Here is a 17107-nt window from a genome sequence, read left to right on the forward strand (position 1 = left end):
CACCCGCATGAACGTTCTTTCGGTCGCTTCCGAAATCTACCCGCTGATCAAGACCGGCGGGCTTGCCGATGTGACGGGCGCACTGCCGCTTGCGTTGAAGGAGCACGGCGTTCGCACGCGAACGCTGGTTCCGGGCTACCCGGCGGTCATGGCCGCCGTGAAGCAGGCCGCCCCGGTGCACGCCTTCAAGGACCTCCTCGGCCAACCGGCAACTCTCCTCAGGGCCGAGCACCAGGGGCTCGACCTCCTGATCCTCGACGCGCCGGAACTCTTCGACCGGCCGGGCGGTCCCTATGCCGGCGTCGACGGGCTCGACCATCCCGACAACTGGCGTCGCTTCGCCGCGCTCGCGCGTGCCGGCGCCGACATCGCCCTCGGCACCCTCGACGGCTGGCGGCCGGACCTCGTCCACCTGCACGACTGGCAGACGGGCCTCCTGCCCGCCTACCTGCGCTATGCCGGCCGTCCCGTGCCGCCGAGCCTGATGACGATCCACAACATCGCCTTCCAGGGCCGCTTCGGCGTCGACATCTTCCCCTATCTCGGCCTGCCCGCGGATGCCTATGCCATCGACGGCGTGGAATATTACGGCGGCGTCGGCTACCTGAAGGCCGGCCTCCAGGCGGCGAGCGCGCTCAGCACCGTCAGCCCCACCTATGCGGAGGAGATCCTGACGCCGGAATTCGGCATGGGCCTGGAAGGCGTGCTCGCCGCCCGCGCGGGCGACCTGCACGGCATCGTCAACGGCATCGACACCGACGTCTGGGACCCGGAAGACGACGCGCTGATCACGACCACCTACGGCTCGTCGAAGCTCAAGCGCCGTCGCGACAACAAGCTCGCCGTCGCCGACCGCTTCGGGCTCGACCCCGAGGACGGCCCGCTGTTCTGCGTCGTCTCGCGCCTCACCTGGCAGAAGGGCATGGACCTCCTCGCCGAGGTCACCGACGACCTCGTCGTCCAGGGCGGCCGTCTCGCGGTGCTCGGCTCCGGCGAGGCGGCGCTCGAAACCGCCTTCCAGGACGCCGCCGCCCGCCATCCCGGTCGCGTCGCCATCCACACCGGATATGACGAGCCGCTGTCGCACCTGATGCAGGCCGGCAGCGACGCAATCCTCATTCCCTCCCGCTTCGAGCCCTGCGGGCTGACCCAGCTCTACGGCCTGCGCTACGGCTGCATTCCGGTGGTGGCGCGCACCGGCGGCCTCAACGACACGGTGATCGACGCCAACCCGGCCGCGCTCGCCGCGCAGGCCGCGACCGGCGTCAGCTTCAGCCCCGCCACCGCCCATGCGCTGCTGCGGGCCCTGAACCGGACGTTCCGTCTGTATCGCGATTCCAAGACCTGGGCGGGGATGCAGAAGCAGGGCATGAAGACCGACGTTTCCTGGGACAAGAGTGCCGGCCTCTACGCCCGGCTCTACTCCAACATGACGATGAGAGGCCGCTGACATGATCCGCACCGTTTCGACCGCCCCCTACAAGGACCAGAAGCCCGGCACGTCGGGTCTTCGGAAGAAAGTCCCCGTCTTCGCCCAGGAGAACTATGCGGAGAACTTCATCCAGTCGATCTTCGATTCGCTCGAGGGCTTCGAGGGCAAGACGCTCGTGGTCGGCGGCGACGGCCGCTACTACAATCGCGAGGTCATCCAGAAGGTGATCCGCATGGCCGCGGCGGCGGGCTTCGGCAAGGTCATGGTCGGCCAGGGCGGCATCCTGTCGACGCCGGCCGCCTCCAACGTCATCCGCAAGTACGGCGCCTTCGGAGGCATCATCCTCTCGGCCAGCCACAATCCCGGCGGGCCGAACGAGGACTTCGGCATCAAGTACAATATCGGCAACGGCGGCCCCGCGCCGGAAAAGATCACCGAGGCGATCTTCGAACGGTCGAAGATCATCGGCGAATACCGCATCGTCGACGCGCCCGACGTCGACCTCGACACGGTCGGGAGCTTCGAGCTCGCCGGGATGACGGTGGAGGTCATCGACCCGGTCGCCGACTACGCCGAGCTGATGGAGAGCCTCTTCGATTTCGACGCCATCCGCGGCCTCATTTCCGGAGGTTTCCGGGTCGTCATGGATTCCATGGGCGCCGTCACGGGTCCCTATGCCAAGGAGATCATCGAGAAGCGCCTCGGCGCGCCGGAAGGCTCGGTGCGCAACTTCACCCCGCTGCCGGACTTCGGCGGCCACCACCCCGATCCGAACCTCGTGCATGCGAAGGAACTCTACGACGACGTCATGAGCGCCGTTGGCCCGGACTTCGGCGCCGCCTCCGATGGCGACGGCGATCGCAACATGGTGGTCGGCAAGGGCATGTTCGTCACCCCTTCCGACAGCCTCGCCATCATCGCCGCCAACGCGACCTGCGCGCCCGGCTACGCCAAGGGCATTGCAGGCATCGCCCGCTCCATGCCGACCAGTGCGGCCGCCGACCGCGTGGCTGAAAAGCTCGGCGTCGGCATGTACGAAACCCCGACCGGCTGGAAATATTTCGGCAATCTCATGGATGCCGGCAAGGTCACCGTCTGCGGCGAGGAAAGCTTCGGCACCGGCTCCGACCACGTGCGCGAGAAGGACGGCCTCTGGGCCATCCTCTTCTGGCTGAACATCGTCGCCGCCCGCAGGAAGAGCGTGGCCGAGATCGTCCGCGGGCACTGGGCCGAATACGGCCGCAACTACTATTCCCGCCACGACTATGAAGAGGTCGACAGCGATGCCGCAAACGGGCTGATGGACGCGCTGCGCGCCAGGCTCGCCTCGCTGCCCGGCCGAAGCTTCGGCGATCTCAAGGTCGCCGCCGCCGACGACTTCTCCTATACTGATCCGATCGACGGCTCGGTCAGCACGAAGCAGGGTATCCGCGTGCTCTTCGAGGGCGGCAGCCGCGTCGTCTTCCGCCTGTCCGGCACCGGCACGTCGGGAGCGACGATCCGCGTCTATGTCGAGCGCTACGAACCCGACCCGTCGCGCCACGACATCGAGACGCAGGAAGCGCTTTCGGACCTGATCGCCGTCGCCGACGAGATCGCCGGGATCCGCGCCCGCACCGGCCGCACGGCACCGACGGTGATCACCTGATCTTAAGGTCGGGAGAAAAGGGCAGACCTTGGCGACGAGAACGGCATCCTGCAGCTGCGGCCAGCTCCGCATCGAAGTGAGCGGAGAACCGCTCGGGGTCGGCCTCTGCCATTGCCTCGCCTGCCAGCAGCGGACCGGCAGCGTCTTCGCGGCGCTCGCGGCCTTCCGCGGTCCCTACCGGGTCACCGGCGAGGCGAGCGAATACCTGCGCACCGGCGACCAGGGCAGCCACTTCCTCTTCCGCTTCTGCCCCGTCTGCGGCACCAACCTCTTCCATACGGAGGAAGGCGTCGGCGACCGTTCGGTGGCGGTGGCGGTCGGCGGCTTTGCCGATCCGGCCTTCCCGGCGCCCGAGGTCTCCGTCTACGACTGCCGCAGGCACGGCTGGGTCCGGCTGCCCGACGGCGTGACCGCATACGAGAAGGATCCGGAATGACGACCGGAACGCCCCTTGGCGCGCCCCTTGCCACCACCCTTGGCGCGACACTTGGGACGACCCTGACGCCCGGTGGGGCCCAGTTCGCGGTCTGGTCCTCGACGGCGCGGATGATCGAGGTCTGCATCTTCGATGCCGAAGGCTCCGTCGAGCGGGAACGTCATCCCATGATCCGCGGCGAAGACGACGTCCACCGCGTCACGGTGCCGGGGGTCGGCGAAGGCGCACGCTACGGCTATCGCGCCCACGGCCCCTACGATCCCGACCGCGGCCTCTGGTTCGACCCGTCTAAACTGCTCCTCGACCCGCATGCCACCGAGATCGACCGGCCCTTCGTATACGACCGCCGACTGGCGGACTTCGGGCTGGACACCGCCGGCCTGATGCCGAAGGCGATCCTCCGCCAGCACCCGGAAGTCTCCCGCAAGCCGCCACTCCTCCCCCCCGGCGGCCTGGTCTACGAGCTTGCCGTCAAGCCCTTCACCATCCTCCACCCGGACGTCCCGGCGCATCAGCGCGGCACGATCGCCGCTCTCGCCCATCCCTCCGTGCTGGCCCACCTGAAGCGCATCGGCGTGGATGCGGTCGAACTGATGCCCATCACCGCCTGGATCGACGAGCGCCACCTGCCGCCGCTCGGGCTGACCAATGGCTGGGGCTACAACCCGGTCGGCTTCATGGCACTCGACCCGCGCCTCTGCCCCGGCGGCGTGCTGGAACTCGGCGAGACCGTCGCGGCGCTGCACGAGGCCGGCATCGGCGTCATCCTCGACCTGGTCTTCAACCATACCGGCGAGAGCGACCGGGCCGGTCCTACCCTTTCGCTTCGCGGTCTCGACAACCTCGTCTGCTTCCGCCACGCGGAAGGCCATCCCGGCACGCTGGTCAACGATACCGGCACCGGCAACACGGTCGCCTGTGACCACCAATTCGTCCGCGGCCTGATCCTCGACAGCCTTCGCCATTTCGTGCTGCATGCCGGCGTCGACGGCTTCCGCTTCGACCTCGCGACCATTCTCGGCCGCGGTCCGCACGGCTACGCCCGCGACGCCGCGACGCTGCGCGCCATAGCCGATGATCCGGTCCTCTCCGACCGCGTCCTCATCGCCGAACCCTGGGACATCGGACCGGGCGGCTACCAGCTAGGCAATTTCCCGCCGCCCTTCCTCGAGTGGAACGACCGCGCCCGCGACGACATCCGCCGCTTCTGGCGCGGCGACCGCTGGACGATCGGCGACCTCGCCCGGCGGCTCGCCGGATCGGAGGACATCTTCGCCCGCCACGGTCAGCACCGGACGCTCACCGTCAACTTCATCGCCGCCCATGACGGCTTCACGCTGATGGACCTCGTCTCGCACGAGACCCGTCACAATCAGGCCAATGGCGAGGAAAACCGCGACGGCCACCACGACAACTTCTCCTGGAACAACGGGATGGAAGGCGCGACGGAAGACCCCGTTATAACCGAGGCGCGCCGTCGGGACGTCATGGCGCTCCTCTCCACCCTCTTCATGAGCCGAGGCACGATCATGCTCGGCATGGGCGACGAGGCGGGCCGCAGCCAGCAGGGCAACAACAATGCCTACTGCCAGGACAATGCGATCACCTGGCTGGACTGGACGGCACTCGACGACGGCCTGATCGCCCATACGGCGAAGCTTGCAACGTTGCGGCGCCGCTTCTCGGTCTTCTCCGGGACGGGCTTCTTCGTCGATGCCGGCGACGACATTGACTGGTTCAATGCGGACGGCCAGCCGATGAGCCGGGAGGACTGGGAAAGTCCGGATGCCTCCGTCCTCGTGCTGGCGCTGAAGAGCATGGATCGCGACACCGGCGGCACGGTCCACATCGCGGCGATATTCAACCGTTGCCGGACGGAGCAGGCCGTCACCCTGCCGGACGCCGCCTGGCGGACGATCGACGGTGACGCGCCGTGGAGCGGCAAGGCGCCCGCCCGCTCGGTCAGCTTCTGCATCGCGTCCTGAGCCTCACCCGCACGTGCCTTCTACCCAAGGCGCGCAAAGTCTGTAGATTGGACCCTGACCGAAGGGGAATGAGAGGGAAGATGCCGCGGGAAATTTCGCTTGCAGACGTGCCGGGGCTGGTCGGGCAGGTGCTCGGCGTCTCGGAATGGATCACCGTCGACCAGGGGATGATCGACAAGTTCGCCGATGCCACGCACGACCACCAGTTCATCCACGTCGATCCTGAACGGGCGGCGGCCGAAAGCCCCTTCGGCGGCACGATCGCGCACGGCTTCCTGACGATTTCCCTGCTCTCGGCGATGAACTACGACTGCGTGCCGAAGATCCGCGAGCAGACCATGGGGCTGAACTACGGCTTCGACAAGATCCGCCTCATGTCCCCCGTCAAGGCCGGTAGCCGGGTGCGCGGACACTTCACGCTCACCGAATGCCGCTTCCGCGGCGCAGGCCTGCTGATGACCACCTACGACGTTTCCGTCGAGATCGAGAACGAGAAGAAGCCGGCAATGACCGCCACCTGGACCACCATCGTCCAGTTCGACCCCAAGGACCGGCCCGCGGACGCCTGATCCGCAGCAGACGCATACGCATACCCACCTATCGTTCCCTACCGATATGCGAGGTACGAATGTTTCCGCTTTCCCACATGATGAAGTCCTTCATCCGCAAGGGCCGCCTCACCGTCATCGACGCGGACGGCAACCGGCACGTCTTCGCGGGCACGCCGGGCCCGGAGGTGACGATGCGGCTGACCGACCGGCGGCTCTACCGGACGCTTGTCTTCAACCCGGAGCTTTCCGCCGGCGAGGCCTACATGGACGGGACGATGCGGTTCGAGGACGGCTCGACGCTCCGCGACTTCCTGACGCTCTTTTCCATCAACCGCCTGTCGCTCGGCTCCTATCCGCTGCAGAAAGCGATCCGCGCGGTGAAGATGCGCTTCCGCAGGCGCCAGCAGTCGAACGTCAAGGGCGAGGCGGAGAGGAACGTCGCCCACCACTACGACCTCGGCAACGATTTCTACCGGCTCTTCCTCGACGACAACATGCTCTATTCCTGCGCCTATTTCCGCGATCCCGGCGAGACGCTGGAGGAGGCGCAGCGCAACAAGCTGCGGCTCCTCGCCTCCAAGCTCTGCCTGCGCGAAGGAATGCGCGTCCTCGACATCGGCTGCGGCTGGGGCGACCTCGCCCTCTATCTCGCCCGGCTGGAAAACGTCCACGTTACCGGCGTCACGCTGTCGAAGGAGCAGCAGAAGCTTGCGACTGAACGCGCCCGGCAGGCGGGTCTTGCCGACCGGGTGACGTTCGAACTGCGCGACTACCGGGACGTCGACGACACGTTCGACCGCATCGTCTCCGTCGGCATGTTCGAGCATGTCGGCGTCCAGCACTATGACGAGTTCTTCAGCCACCTGAACGCACTGATGCCGGACGACGGCATCGCCGTCCTCCACTCGATCGGCCACATGAGCCCGCCCGGCATGGCGAGCCCCTGGCTGCGCAAGTACATTTTCCCCGGCGCCTATTCCCCGGCGCTTTCGGAAGTCTTCGACAGCGTCGAGAGGAACAGCCTCTGGGTCATGGACCTGGAATTCCTGCGCGTCCACTACGCCACCACGCTTGCCCACTGGGCCGGGCGCTTCGAGAAGAACCGCGACCGGGTGATCGCCATGTATGACGAACGCTTCGCCCGCATGTGGGAATTCTACCTGATCAGCGCCGAGATGATGTTCCGCACCGGCAGCCAGCTCGTCTTCCACATGCAGATGTCCCGCAAGCGCGATGCAGCACCCATCGTGCGCGACTACATCACCGACAGGCAGCGCGAATATATCGAGCGGGAGAAGGCGCTCGAACTCACGCCCTGAAATGCCCCGCAGTGACATGACGGAGGGACCACATGGATCACATGGATCGCGAAAGCGTCGTCAGAGCCTCGTTCGAGCGGCAGGCCATGGCCTGCGAGGATCTGGGCTCGCCCTTCACCGCCCGGCTTTGCCGTCATGCCGCCGCAAGGCTGGATCGAGCCGGTCCGGTCGGGCGCGTGATCCTCGACTGGCCGGATGATCCGACCGGGACCGGGGACGCGCTTGCCCTGCGCCTTGCGGGCGGTCTGCACGCCCTGGTCCTGTCGCATCGGGACGATGGTCTGGCGGCCGCCTATCCGCCGCATGAAGTCGCCGACGGGGTCCTGTGGGCCGCGGTCGAGGCGGCCATGGTCCGGCACGAAGCGTTTCTGCTTGCCCGGCTGCAGTCGGCGCCGCAGACGAACGAGATCCGCCGAAGCAGCGCCCTCCTGCCGGCCTTCCTGACGCTCGCGGACATGTTCGCGATGCCCCTCGACCTGCTGGAAGTCGGCGCCAGCGCCGGCCTCAACCTGCAATGGGACCGCTACCGCTACCGGCTCGACGGTTTCGCCTGGGGCGATCCGGCCTCGCCGGTCCATCTCGAGCCCGACTGGCAGGGACCGCGCCCGCCGGACGCGAAGGTCGAGGTTCGCGATCGCCGCGGCTGCGACCTCAATCCTCTCGACCCGACGTCCGCCGAAGACCGCCAGCGGCTGATGTCCTATGTCTGGGCCGACCAGGCCGACCGCATGGAGCGCCTGCGGGCAGCCCTGTCGATCGCCGCCTCCTCACCTCCGCCGGTCGACAGGCTCGGCGCCCTGTCATGGCTGCCGCGCGTGCTGGCCAAGCCCCGCCCGGGCGGCGTCACCGTGCTCTACCATACGATCGCCTGGCAGTACCTGCCCCCGGAGGACCGGGCGCAGGGGGAAGGGATCATCCGCGAGGCCGGGGAACGCGCCACGCCGGAGGCACCCCTCGCCCGCCTGCAGATGGAGGCGGACGGCAGGCGCGAGGGCGCGGCGATCACCCTGCAGGTCTGGCCGGGAGGCGAGGCGCAGGAGGTCGGCCGCGCCGATTTCCACGGCCGCTGGGTAAGATGGGAAGGCTGGCGGTGACGGCGGCGAAGGCAACGCCGCCCCTCAGAGGTCCGCGTCCCTCGCCCCCTCCGCCAGAAGCGCGAAGGCGTAGTCGGAGAACGACCGCCAGACTTCCACCCTGAAGCTTTCCTCGCCGGTCCGCAGCAGCACGATCTCGACCTTGCCGAAGATGGTGCGGCTGCAGGCGCCGACCGGAAAGGCCCTGGGCGACAGGTCGAGCGGGCAGCCGGCATTGATCGCCGCGGCGGCTCCCGGTCCCTCGACGAGAATGGCCGTGTTGCGGTGGGAAACGTCGACCGCCGAATGAAGCACGCCCGAGGCCGCGCAGGCGGAAACGAGCCCCTCCGCGACGGAAGCGTCTCCCTCCTCGATCACCAGCCATTCGTCCGGCCCGAGCCAGAGCGCGATGCGACCGCTGCCCGATGCCGATCTCACCGGCGTCGTCGGCAGGTCGAGGCCGAGCGCCCGCGACAGGGCCGGCACGTCGTCCGGACGGGCGCGAAGCGAGATGCGCGCGGCGGGCGGGGCAGGCGTCAGCCGGACGCCGGCGGAACCGCCGTGGACGCCCGCGAGCGGCAGGGTACGGGTTGCCAGATCAGCCATGAATGCGGCCTCCTTCCTTGTCGAAGAACACGGTGTCGGTCACCTCGACGGCGACGGTCCGGTCCTTCATCGGCACGTAGAGCGTTTCCCCGATCCGGGAGCGCCCGCCGGCGATGAGCGCCATGGCGATCGAGCGGCCGCAATTTTCCGACCAGTAGGCGGAGGTGACGTGGCCGAGCATGGTCATCGGCTTCGGCTGGTTCGGATCGGCGACGATCTGCGCCCCCTCCTCCAGCACGTCGCTCGGACGGTTGGTGCGCAGCCCGACGAGTTGCTTGCGACCCTCGCGCACGAGGTCCGGGCGCTTCAGCCCGCGGATGCCGACGAAATCCGCCTTCTTCTTCGAGACCGCCCAGCCATAGCCCGCATCGTCCGGCGTCACCGTGCCGTCCGTGTCCTGGCCGACGATCAGGTAGCCCTTTTCCGCGCGCAGCACGTGCATGGCCTCGGTGCCGTAGAGGCAGGCGCCCATGCCCTTCGCCCTCTCCCACATCGCCTTCCAGACCGCCGGCCCGTGATCGGCCGGCACGTTGACCTCGAAGCCAAGCTCGCCGGTGAAGGACATGCGGAAGAGCCGCGCCGGAATGCCCATGACGGTGCATTCCGCGACGCTCATGTGCGGGAAGGCCTCGCCGGAAATATCCACGCCCTCGACGAAGGGCCGGATGATCACGCGTGCCTTCGGTCCTTGCACGGCGATCACCGCCCATTGCTCGGTGGTCGAGGTCAGCCAGACCTTCAGGTGCGGGAACTCCGTCTGCAGGTAGTCCTCCATGTGGTTGAGCACGCGCGGGGCGCCGCCCGTCGTGGTCGTCACGTGGAAGCGATCCTCGGCGATCCGCCCGACGACGCCGTCGTCGTAGATGAAGCCGTCCTCGCGGGTCATGATGCCGTAGCGGCACCTGCCCGGCTGCAGCGTGTCCCAGGCATTGGTGTAGAGGAGGTTGAGGAACTCCGCCGCATCCGGGCCCACCACCTCGATCTTGCCGAGCGTGGAGGCGTCGAATATGCCGCCGACGTCGCGCACCGTACGGCATTCGCGGTTGACGGCGGTCGCCATGTCCTCGCCCCGGCGCGGGAAGTACCAGGCGCGCTTCCAGTTGCCGACATCCTCGAACTCGGCGCCTTCCGCCGCTTCGAGGTCGTGCATCGGCGTCCTGCGGGCGGGATCGAACAGGTCGCCGCGCGAATGCGCCACCAGCGTGCCGTAGGTCACCGGCGTATAGGGCGCGCGGAAGGTCGTGAGCCCCACCTGCGGGATCGGCCGGCCGAGCATTTCGGCGGCGATCGCCAGCCCGTGCATGTTCGACAGCTTGCCCTGGTCGGACGCCATGCCGTTGGTGGTGAAACGCTTGATGTGCTCGATCGAATGCATGCCCTCGCGCACGGCAAGGCGGATGTCCTTTGCCGTCACGTCATGCTGGAAATCGACGAAGGCCTTGACCGTCGTGTCGGGCCCCGCACCTTCGCCGGCGCCGATCATGCCGCCGCTCCAGTCGAAACGGCTCTCGCCATGCAGGGCGATCCTGCCGCCGCCGGCATTGATCGCCTCGTCGATCAGGTCGTCGATCCCGTCGGTCCCGTTGCAGGCGCCGACCGAGACGCAGTCCTGCGCATAAGTGTCCGGCAGGAAGCGCTGGTTGGCCTCGTCGAAGCGCAGCTTGCCGCGCGACTGCGAGAAGAGATGCACCGACGACGTCCAGCCGGCCGAGACGATCAGCGCGTCGACCGGGATCTTGCGGATGTTGAAGCCGCCGTTCAGCGCCACCGTCATCGACGAGATGCGAAGCCGGCCGGACGTGTCGGTCACCGAATGCCCGGAAAGCACGTCTATGCCGAGCGCGCGGGCCTCCGACAGCACCGCCTCGCCCGGATTGCGGCGGCAATCGACGATCGCCGCGATCCGCACCCCGGCCCGCTTGAGGTCGAAGGCCGCCTCATAAGCCGAATCGTGGGCGGTGTAGACGCCGACATTGCGGCCGACCGCGACGCCGTGGTGGTTGAGGAAGGTCCGCGCGGCAGAGGCCAGCATGATGCCGGGCCGGTCGTTGTTGGCAAACACCATGTGCCGCTCGATCGCCCCGGTCGCCAGGATGACGCGCCTGGCGCGCACCTGCCACAGCCGTTCGCGCGGCATGTCGCGGCCCGGACGGTCGATATGATCGCTCACCCGTTCCGCAAGGCCCAGGAAGCCGTGGTTGTAGTAGCCGAAGACGGTCGTGCGGGTCAGCACGCGGACATTCGGCATGGCCCGCAGCTTCGCCGCCGCCTCCTGCGCCCAGTCGTAGCCGTTGCGGCCGTCGATCGTCGTCGAGGTGTCGAAATGGAGCGCGCCGCCCACCTCCGGCTGCTCGTCGACGAGGATGACCTCGGCACCGGTCGCGGCCGCCGAGAGCGCTGCGGTGAGCCCCGCGACGCCCGCGCCGGCGATCAGCACGTCGCAATGGGCATAGCGGTTGGCATAGCGATCCGGATCCTCTTCGGTCGGCGCGACGCCGAGGCCGGCGGCACGTCGGATGAGCGGCTCGTAGACCTTCCGCCAGGCCTCCTTCGGCCACATGAAGGTCTTGTAGTAGAAGCCGGCCGCGAAGAAGGGCGAGAAGAGGTTGTTGACCGCGCCGACGTCGAAGGAGAGCGACGGCCAGCGGTTCTGGGAGGCGATCCTCGCCCCGTCGAAGACCTCCTGCACGGTCGCGCGCACGTTCGGCTGGCGGCGGGCCGCGTCGCGGGAGACGTCGAGGAGCGCATTCGGCTCTTCCGGCCCGGCCGACAGGATGCCGCGCGGCCGGTGATACTTGAACGAGCGGCCGACCAGATGGACGCCGTGCGCGAGAAGCGCGGAGGCGACCGTGTCGCCTTCCATTGCGGTGTAGCTCCTGCCGTCGAAGGTGAAGCGCGCCGTGCGCGCCGGGGTCAGCCGGCCGGCACCCTTGATCCGGTAGGCGCCGAGGTTCCTGGCCGAGCCGTGGGAAGATCCGCTCATCGTGCGTCCCCTTCCGTCTGCTCGTAGGTCTCGACGGTTCGCTCCGTCGCTGCGGCCTGCGGCACCGGCTGCTTCGGAAGGCCCGCCTTGTAGGTGGTCAGGAACCTGTCGCTCACCGTGTCGCGGGCGGCGTTGAAGAAGCGCCCGCAGCCGTGGATATGCCGCCACCGCTCGTAGGTGAGGCCCTTCTCGTTGTTGCGCAGGAAGAAGAACTCTGCGAATTCCTCGTCGCTGATGCCGGCAATGTTCTCGGGCCTTGCGATATGGGCCTCGCCGGCCCAGCGGAATTCCAGTTCCGAGCGATCTTCTTCGCAATAGGGGCAGTGGATCAGAAGCATCTGGGGAACCTCGAAATCAATGCGCGACGGCGGCCGCGGCCGCCTCGTCGATCAGGCGACCGGTGCGGAAGCGGTCGAGCGTCAGGCCGGCTGCGAGCTTGTGCGGCTCGCCCTTCGCGATCAGGTGGGCGAAAAGATGCGCCGAGCCCGGCGTCGCCTTGAAGCCGCCCGTTCCCCAGCCGCAGTTGACGAAGAGGTTCGGCACCGGGGTGACGCTCTGGATCGCCGAACGGTCGGGCGTGTTGTCGGTGATGCCGCCCCATTGCCGCATCATCTTGACGCGCCGGAACATCGGGAAGAGCTCGCAGATCGCATCGAGCGTATGGGTGATGATCTGCAGGCCGCCGGTCTGGCTGTAGGAATTGTACTGGTCGGTTCCAGCCCCGATCACCAGCTCGCCCTTGTCGGACTGGGAGATGTAGGCATGCACCGTGTTCGACATGACGACGCAGGGGAAGATCGGCTTCAGGGGCTCGGAAACCAGCGCCTGCAACGGGTTGGAATGGAGCGGCACCCGAACCCCCGCCATCTGCATCACCACCGAGGAATGGCCGGCCGCCGAAACGCCAATCTTCCTCGCGCCGATGAAGCCGCGATTGGTATCGACCCCGGTCACCTCGCCGTCCGGCCCGCGGCGGATGCCGGTCACCTCGCAGTTCTGGATGATGTGCACGCCGCGGTCGGACGCAGCGCGGGCATAGCCCCATGCCACCGCGTCGTGGCGGGCCGTCCCGCCGCGCTTCTGGAGCGCAGCACCGTTGATCGGGTAGCGCGCGGTCTTTGAGATGTCGAGCACCGGCACCATGGCCTTGGCCTGCTCGGGCGTCAGCCACTCGTTGTCGATGCCGTAGAGCGTGTTGGCGCTGATATGCCGCTTGAAGCTCTGGACGTCATGGCTGTTGTGCGACAGCATCATCACGCCGCGCGGCGAATACATGACGTTGTAGTTGAGATCCTGGCTCAAGCCTTCCCACAGCTTCAGGGAATGCTCGTAGATGTCCATGCTCTCTTCGTAGAGATAGTTGGAGCGGATGATGGTCGTGTTGCGGCCGGTATTGCCGCCGCCGAGCCATCCCTTTTCCAGGACGGCGACGTTGGTGATCCCGTGTTCCTTGGCGAGGTAATATGCGGCACCCAGCCCGTGCCCGCCGCCACCGATGATGATCACGTCATAGCTTGCGCGGGGCTCCGGCGAAGACCACTGGGCTTCCCAGCCCTTGTGTCCGCGAAGTGCCTCGCGGGCCACGGCAAAAACCGAATATCTGCGCATGTCGCCCCTTCTGATCTTCGCTCCGGAGGGAGCGTCCTTGGGGACATACCCATCGCAAATCGACACGCGCCGCAATAGCGTTTTTGCGACGTCCGGCGGAAAAGTTCCGACGGCCGCGGAGAGGGGCGCAACCGCAGGCTGCTAGCGCCGTGGCGCCATCGCGCGCTCGAAGACGCGCCGGCAGAATTCAGGTGTCAGCAGGGCGTTGGTCGCCACGCCGCGCGACCTGTCGTGACTGCTCACGCAGGCGACGGTGAGGGCGGAAATGGTGGCGTTCTGCGTCCCGATCGATGTCGCGGCGGCACCCTGCCGCTCCGCGCCGTTGCCGACGAGCGCCACCAGCAGGGCGCCGTACTGGCTGAGGATCATGGCGTAGGCGTCATGGCCTATTACGCCGTTCGCGTAACTCTGGCAGGCATTGTAGAGACCGTCCCGCAGGGCAAGCACGGCCGCGTCTCGGCCCTCGCCGAGGCTCACGGCCTCGGTGGAGGAAAGCTCGCCCTCCACCTTCCGCCCGCTCGCCGGCGTCGGTCCCGGCAGGTCGAGCTTCGCCTTGCGCGCGGAGCCGAAGGCTATGGCATAGTCCGGGCTGGGCTCCGTGCAGACCACCGGCATGCCGTGGCGCCGGCGCTCGGAGATGATGCGCAGATTGCCGGTGGTCGACAGGCCGACCGTCTCCCCGAACACGATCCTTCCAGCGCCCGCATTCGGAGAGCACGCAGACAGCGCCATGACCGCCATCATCAGAAAGAGGACCGTCGTCCGCATATCGCCCCCAGTGCCCGCCGCGGCAGGCAACCCACCCGGGAGCAACTATGACGTATTCACCATGAATTGCAATATTTGCATGACGCAACCTTTAGTATACGCCGCATTCTCGTCGCGATGCCCGTGTGGCCCGTTCTTCCGGGCCCGCGCCACATTTTTGGCGCTCCACCCCGTGCGGGGATATGGACTTCCGGGCCCGCCTCTGCTATCTGCCGAACCAATCGCACGGCTTTCCGGCCGGGCACAGTTATTCTTTTCGCCTCGAATCGGATCAGGTTCCCGGCGAGCAACCCAACCAAGGAACGGGATTACACGTGCAGGTACTTGTCCGCGACAACAACGTTGATCAGGCTCTCCGCGCTCTCAAGAAGAAGATGCAGCGCGAAGGCATCTTCCGTGAAATGAAGATGCGCGACTACTACGAAAAGCCTTCCCAGAAGCGTGCGCGTGAAAAGGCCGAGGCAGTTCGCCGCGTCCGCAAGCTGGCCCGCAAGCGCATGCAGCGCGAAGGCCTGATTGCAGCGCCGCGTTCGAGCCGCTAATCGGCCGTTTTTTCGACGTCTTTGACGTGCTAATGAGGCGGTGGCGACTTGGGCGCCGCCGCCTTTCGCATTTACCGGATCGTGCATCCGCTCCTGCAAGATACGAGGAAACGAGCCTGATGGCCTTCAAGACTGCTGCTACGTCATCCGCAACAATCTGCCTTCCGACCCTCATTTCCCCGATTCGCAGCAAGGCCACTTTCTCCGCCCTCGCCCTTGCCTCCTCCGTCTTCCTTGCCGGCTGCTCGACCACGACCCAGACGACCGACCTCATCACCGTCGATCGCGCCCAGGGCTCGGAAGAGAACATCGCCTCGCTGACCTCCGTCATCAACGCCAATCCCGGCGATCCGGAGGGCTACAACGTCCGCGGTTCCGCCTATGGCCGCGCCGGGCAGTTCAAGCCGGCGCTCGACGATTTCAACCGCGCCATCCAGCTCAACCCGCAGTTCTACCAGGCCTATGCCAACCGCGCGCTGGTCTATCGCAACATGGGCAAGCCCGTGGAAGCCGCGAACGACTACAATCGCGCCATCCAGCTCAACCCCAATTACGACGTCGCCTATATCGGCCGCGGCAACATCTACCGCCAGGCCGGCCGCAACGACGAGGCCTTCAACGATTTCAACCGGGCGATCCAGCTGGACACGACCGACGGCCGGGCCTTCCACAACCGCGGCCTGATCTACCAGCTTCGCGGCCAGCACGCGCAGGCGATCGAGGACTTCTCCAAGGCGATCTCGCTGTCGCCCAACTCGCCGGAGCCCTATAACGGCCGCGCCGTCTCCTATCTGGCGATGGGCGACGACGAGAACGCCTTCGCCGACATCAACACCGCGATCGGCTACAACGACAAGCTGGCCGAATCCTGGACGAACCAGGGCCTCGTCTACGAGACCCGCGGCGACCGGACCCGCGCCGCCAAGTCGTTCTCCCACGCCGCGCGGCTGGACCCCAACTACCAGCCGGCCAAGGACGGCCTCGCCCGCACCCGCAGCAGCTGACGACAGGCCGGCTCATAAGCTGACGAGCCCGGCCGAGGCTCACGCCCAGGCCGGATCCCACCCTTGCGGTTGCACCCTGACCGGATCGATCAGCGCCAGCCGAGCGCCGGCACGACATGCGTCAGGATTGCCTCGATGACATGGGCGTTATACGCGACGCCGAGCTGGTTCGGCACCGTCAGGAGCAGCGTGTCGGCCTCGGCGATCGCCTCGTCTCCCCGCAATTCCTCGATCAGCCGATCCGGCTCCGCCGCATAGGAACGGCCGAAGATGGCGCGCGTATTGGCGTCGATATAGCCGATCGAATCCTCGTCCTTGCTCTGCCCGAAATAGGCCCGGTCCTGGTCGCTGACGATCGCGAAGATCGACCGCGAGACCGAAACGCGGGGCGTGCGCGCATGGCCCGCCTCCTTCCACGCCTCGCGATAGGCACGGATCTGCTTTGCCTGCTGGATATGGAAGGGCTCGCCCGTCTCGTCGTCCTTCAGCGTCGACGACTGCAGGTTCATGCCGAGCTTCGCCGCCCAGACCGCCGTCGCGTTGGAGCCGGCGCCCCACCAGATGCGGTTCCTGAGGCCCTCCGAATGGGGCTCCAGCCGCAGCATGCCGGGCGGATTTGGAAACATCGGGCGCGGGTTCGGCTGGGCAAACCCCTCCCCCTTCAGCACATCGAGGAAGACTTCCGCGTGGCGGCGGCCCATGTCGGCATCGCTTTGCCCCTCGGCCGGCTGGTAGCCGAAATAGCGCCACCCGTCGATCACCTGCTCCGGCGAGCCGCGGCTGATGCCGAGCTGCAGCCGCCCGCCGGCGATCAGGTCGGCAGCACCCGCATCCTCAGCCATGTAGAGGGGGTTCTCGTAGCGCATGTCGATGACGGCCGTGCCGATCTCGATGCGGCTCGTCTTCGCACCCACCGCCGCGAGAAGCGGGAACGGCGAGGCGAGCTGGCGGGCGAAATGGTGGACGCGGAAATAGGCGCCATCCGCACCGAGCTCCTCCGCGGCGACGGCAAGGTCGATGGATTGCAGCAGGGCGTCTCCGGCCGAACGCGTGCCCGACTGCGGCGACGGCGACCAGTGGCCGAATGAAAGGAAACCGATCTTCTTCATCACGTGCTCCATCCGATTGTGTTGGAGCTTATATGGCATGTCG

The 17107-nt window shown here is 67.1% G+C and carries 15 protein-coding genes; 9 read left to right on the top strand and 6 right to left on the bottom strand.

Going from position 1 to position 17107, the window contains the following annotated elements:
- The first annotated feature begins 7 nt into the window (after nucleotides 1-7).
- The 7 genes from glgA (at nucleotide 8) to ACWGPT_RS01070 (ending at nucleotide 8465) form a co-directional block, all read left to right on the top strand.
- Nucleotides 8-1450, top strand: a complete 1443-nt coding sequence (glgA, locus tag ACWGPT_RS01040) for a glycogen synthase GlgA (protein WP_452603711.1) — start codon at nucleotides 8-10, stop codon at nucleotides 1448-1450.
- A gap of 1 nt (nucleotide 1451) precedes the next feature.
- Nucleotides 1452-3080: an alpha-D-glucose phosphate-specific phosphoglucomutase gene (locus tag ACWGPT_RS01045; protein ID WP_452603712.1), complete on the top strand. Its 1629-nt coding sequence runs from the start codon at nucleotides 1452-1454 to the stop codon at nucleotides 3078-3080.
- A gap of 28 nt (nucleotides 3081-3108) precedes the next feature.
- Nucleotides 3109-3516, top strand: a complete 408-nt coding sequence (locus ACWGPT_RS01050) for a GFA family protein (RefSeq protein ID WP_452603713.1) — start codon at nucleotides 3109-3111, stop codon at nucleotides 3514-3516.
- Nucleotides 3513-5501: a glycogen debranching protein GlgX gene (gene glgX, locus ACWGPT_RS01055; protein WP_452603714.1), complete on the top strand. Its 1989-nt coding sequence runs from the start codon at nucleotides 3513-3515 to the stop codon at nucleotides 5499-5501. The genes ACWGPT_RS01050 and glgX overlap by 4 nt, the downstream gene beginning before the upstream one ends.
- A gap of 80 nt (nucleotides 5502-5581) precedes the next feature.
- On the top strand, nucleotides 5582-6070 hold the full coding sequence (locus tag ACWGPT_RS01060; RefSeq protein WP_452603715.1) for a MaoC family dehydratase: 489 nt from the start codon (nucleotides 5582-5584) through the stop codon (nucleotides 6068-6070).
- Nucleotides 6071-6129: 59 nt separating this feature from the next.
- A complete protein-coding gene (locus ACWGPT_RS01065; RefSeq protein ID WP_452603716.1) occupies nucleotides 6130-7371 on the top strand; it encodes a class I SAM-dependent methyltransferase in 1242 nt (413 codons plus the stop codon).
- 32 nt (nucleotides 7372-7403) lie between these two features.
- Complete coding sequence (locus tag ACWGPT_RS01070; protein WP_452603717.1) at nucleotides 7404-8465, top strand: DUF2332 domain-containing protein; 1062 nt, start codon at nucleotides 7404-7406, stop codon at nucleotides 8463-8465.
- A 24-nt stretch (nucleotides 8466-8489) separates the two neighbouring features.
- Here ACWGPT_RS01070 and ACWGPT_RS01075 read toward each other — a convergent pair whose 3' ends face one another.
- The 5 genes from ACWGPT_RS01075 to ACWGPT_RS01095 form a co-directional block, all read right to left on the bottom strand.
- Nucleotides 8490-9050 carry a sarcosine oxidase subunit gamma gene (locus ACWGPT_RS01075; protein ID WP_452603718.1) on the bottom strand — a complete coding sequence of 187 codons (561 nt, stop codon included), beginning with the start codon at nucleotides 9048-9050 and terminating at the stop codon, nucleotides 8490-8492.
- Complete coding sequence (locus ACWGPT_RS01080) at nucleotides 9043-12033, bottom strand: sarcosine oxidase subunit alpha (protein ID WP_452603719.1); 2991 nt, start codon at nucleotides 12031-12033, stop codon at nucleotides 9043-9045. The genes ACWGPT_RS01075 and ACWGPT_RS01080 overlap by 8 nt, the downstream gene beginning before the upstream one ends.
- The gene (locus ACWGPT_RS01085; protein ID WP_452603720.1) at nucleotides 12030-12371 is read right to left on the bottom strand and encodes a sarcosine oxidase subunit delta; all 342 of its coding nucleotides are present in this window, start codon (nucleotides 12369-12371) and stop codon (nucleotides 12030-12032) included. Before ACWGPT_RS01085 ends, ACWGPT_RS01080 begins: the two co-directional genes overlap by 4 nt.
- 16 nt (nucleotides 12372-12387) lie before the next feature.
- Nucleotides 12388-13641, bottom strand: coding sequence for a sarcosine oxidase subunit beta family protein (locus ACWGPT_RS01090; protein WP_452603721.1), 1254 nt, complete (start codon nucleotides 13639-13641; stop codon nucleotides 12388-12390).
- 141 nt (nucleotides 13642-13782) lie between these two features.
- Nucleotides 13783-14409, bottom strand: coding sequence for a hypothetical protein (locus ACWGPT_RS01095; protein ID WP_452603722.1), 627 nt, complete (start codon nucleotides 14407-14409; stop codon nucleotides 13783-13785).
- A 314-nt stretch (nucleotides 14410-14723) separates the two neighbouring features.
- Between ACWGPT_RS01095 and rpsU the strand changes: the two genes are divergently transcribed.
- Together rpsU and ACWGPT_RS01105 are read left to right on the top strand one after the other, a co-directional pair.
- Nucleotides 14724-14951, top strand: coding sequence for a 30S ribosomal protein S21 (rpsU, locus tag ACWGPT_RS01100; RefSeq protein WP_452604085.1), 228 nt, complete (start codon nucleotides 14724-14726; stop codon nucleotides 14949-14951).
- Between the two features lie 119 nt (nucleotides 14952-15070).
- Nucleotides 15071-15955, top strand: a complete 885-nt coding sequence (locus ACWGPT_RS01105; RefSeq protein ID WP_452603723.1) for a tetratricopeptide repeat protein — start codon at nucleotides 15071-15073, stop codon at nucleotides 15953-15955.
- A gap of 89 nt (nucleotides 15956-16044) precedes the next feature.
- On the opposite strand, the gene ACWGPT_RS01110 is transcribed toward ACWGPT_RS01105, so the two are convergent.
- Nucleotides 16045-17064: an LLM class flavin-dependent oxidoreductase gene (locus ACWGPT_RS01110; protein ID WP_452603724.1), complete on the bottom strand. Its 1020-nt coding sequence runs from the start codon at nucleotides 17062-17064 to the stop codon at nucleotides 16045-16047.
- Nucleotides 17065-17107 lie beyond the last annotated feature (43 nt).

Source organism: Pseudorhizobium sp. NPDC055634, from assembly GCF_053618655.1.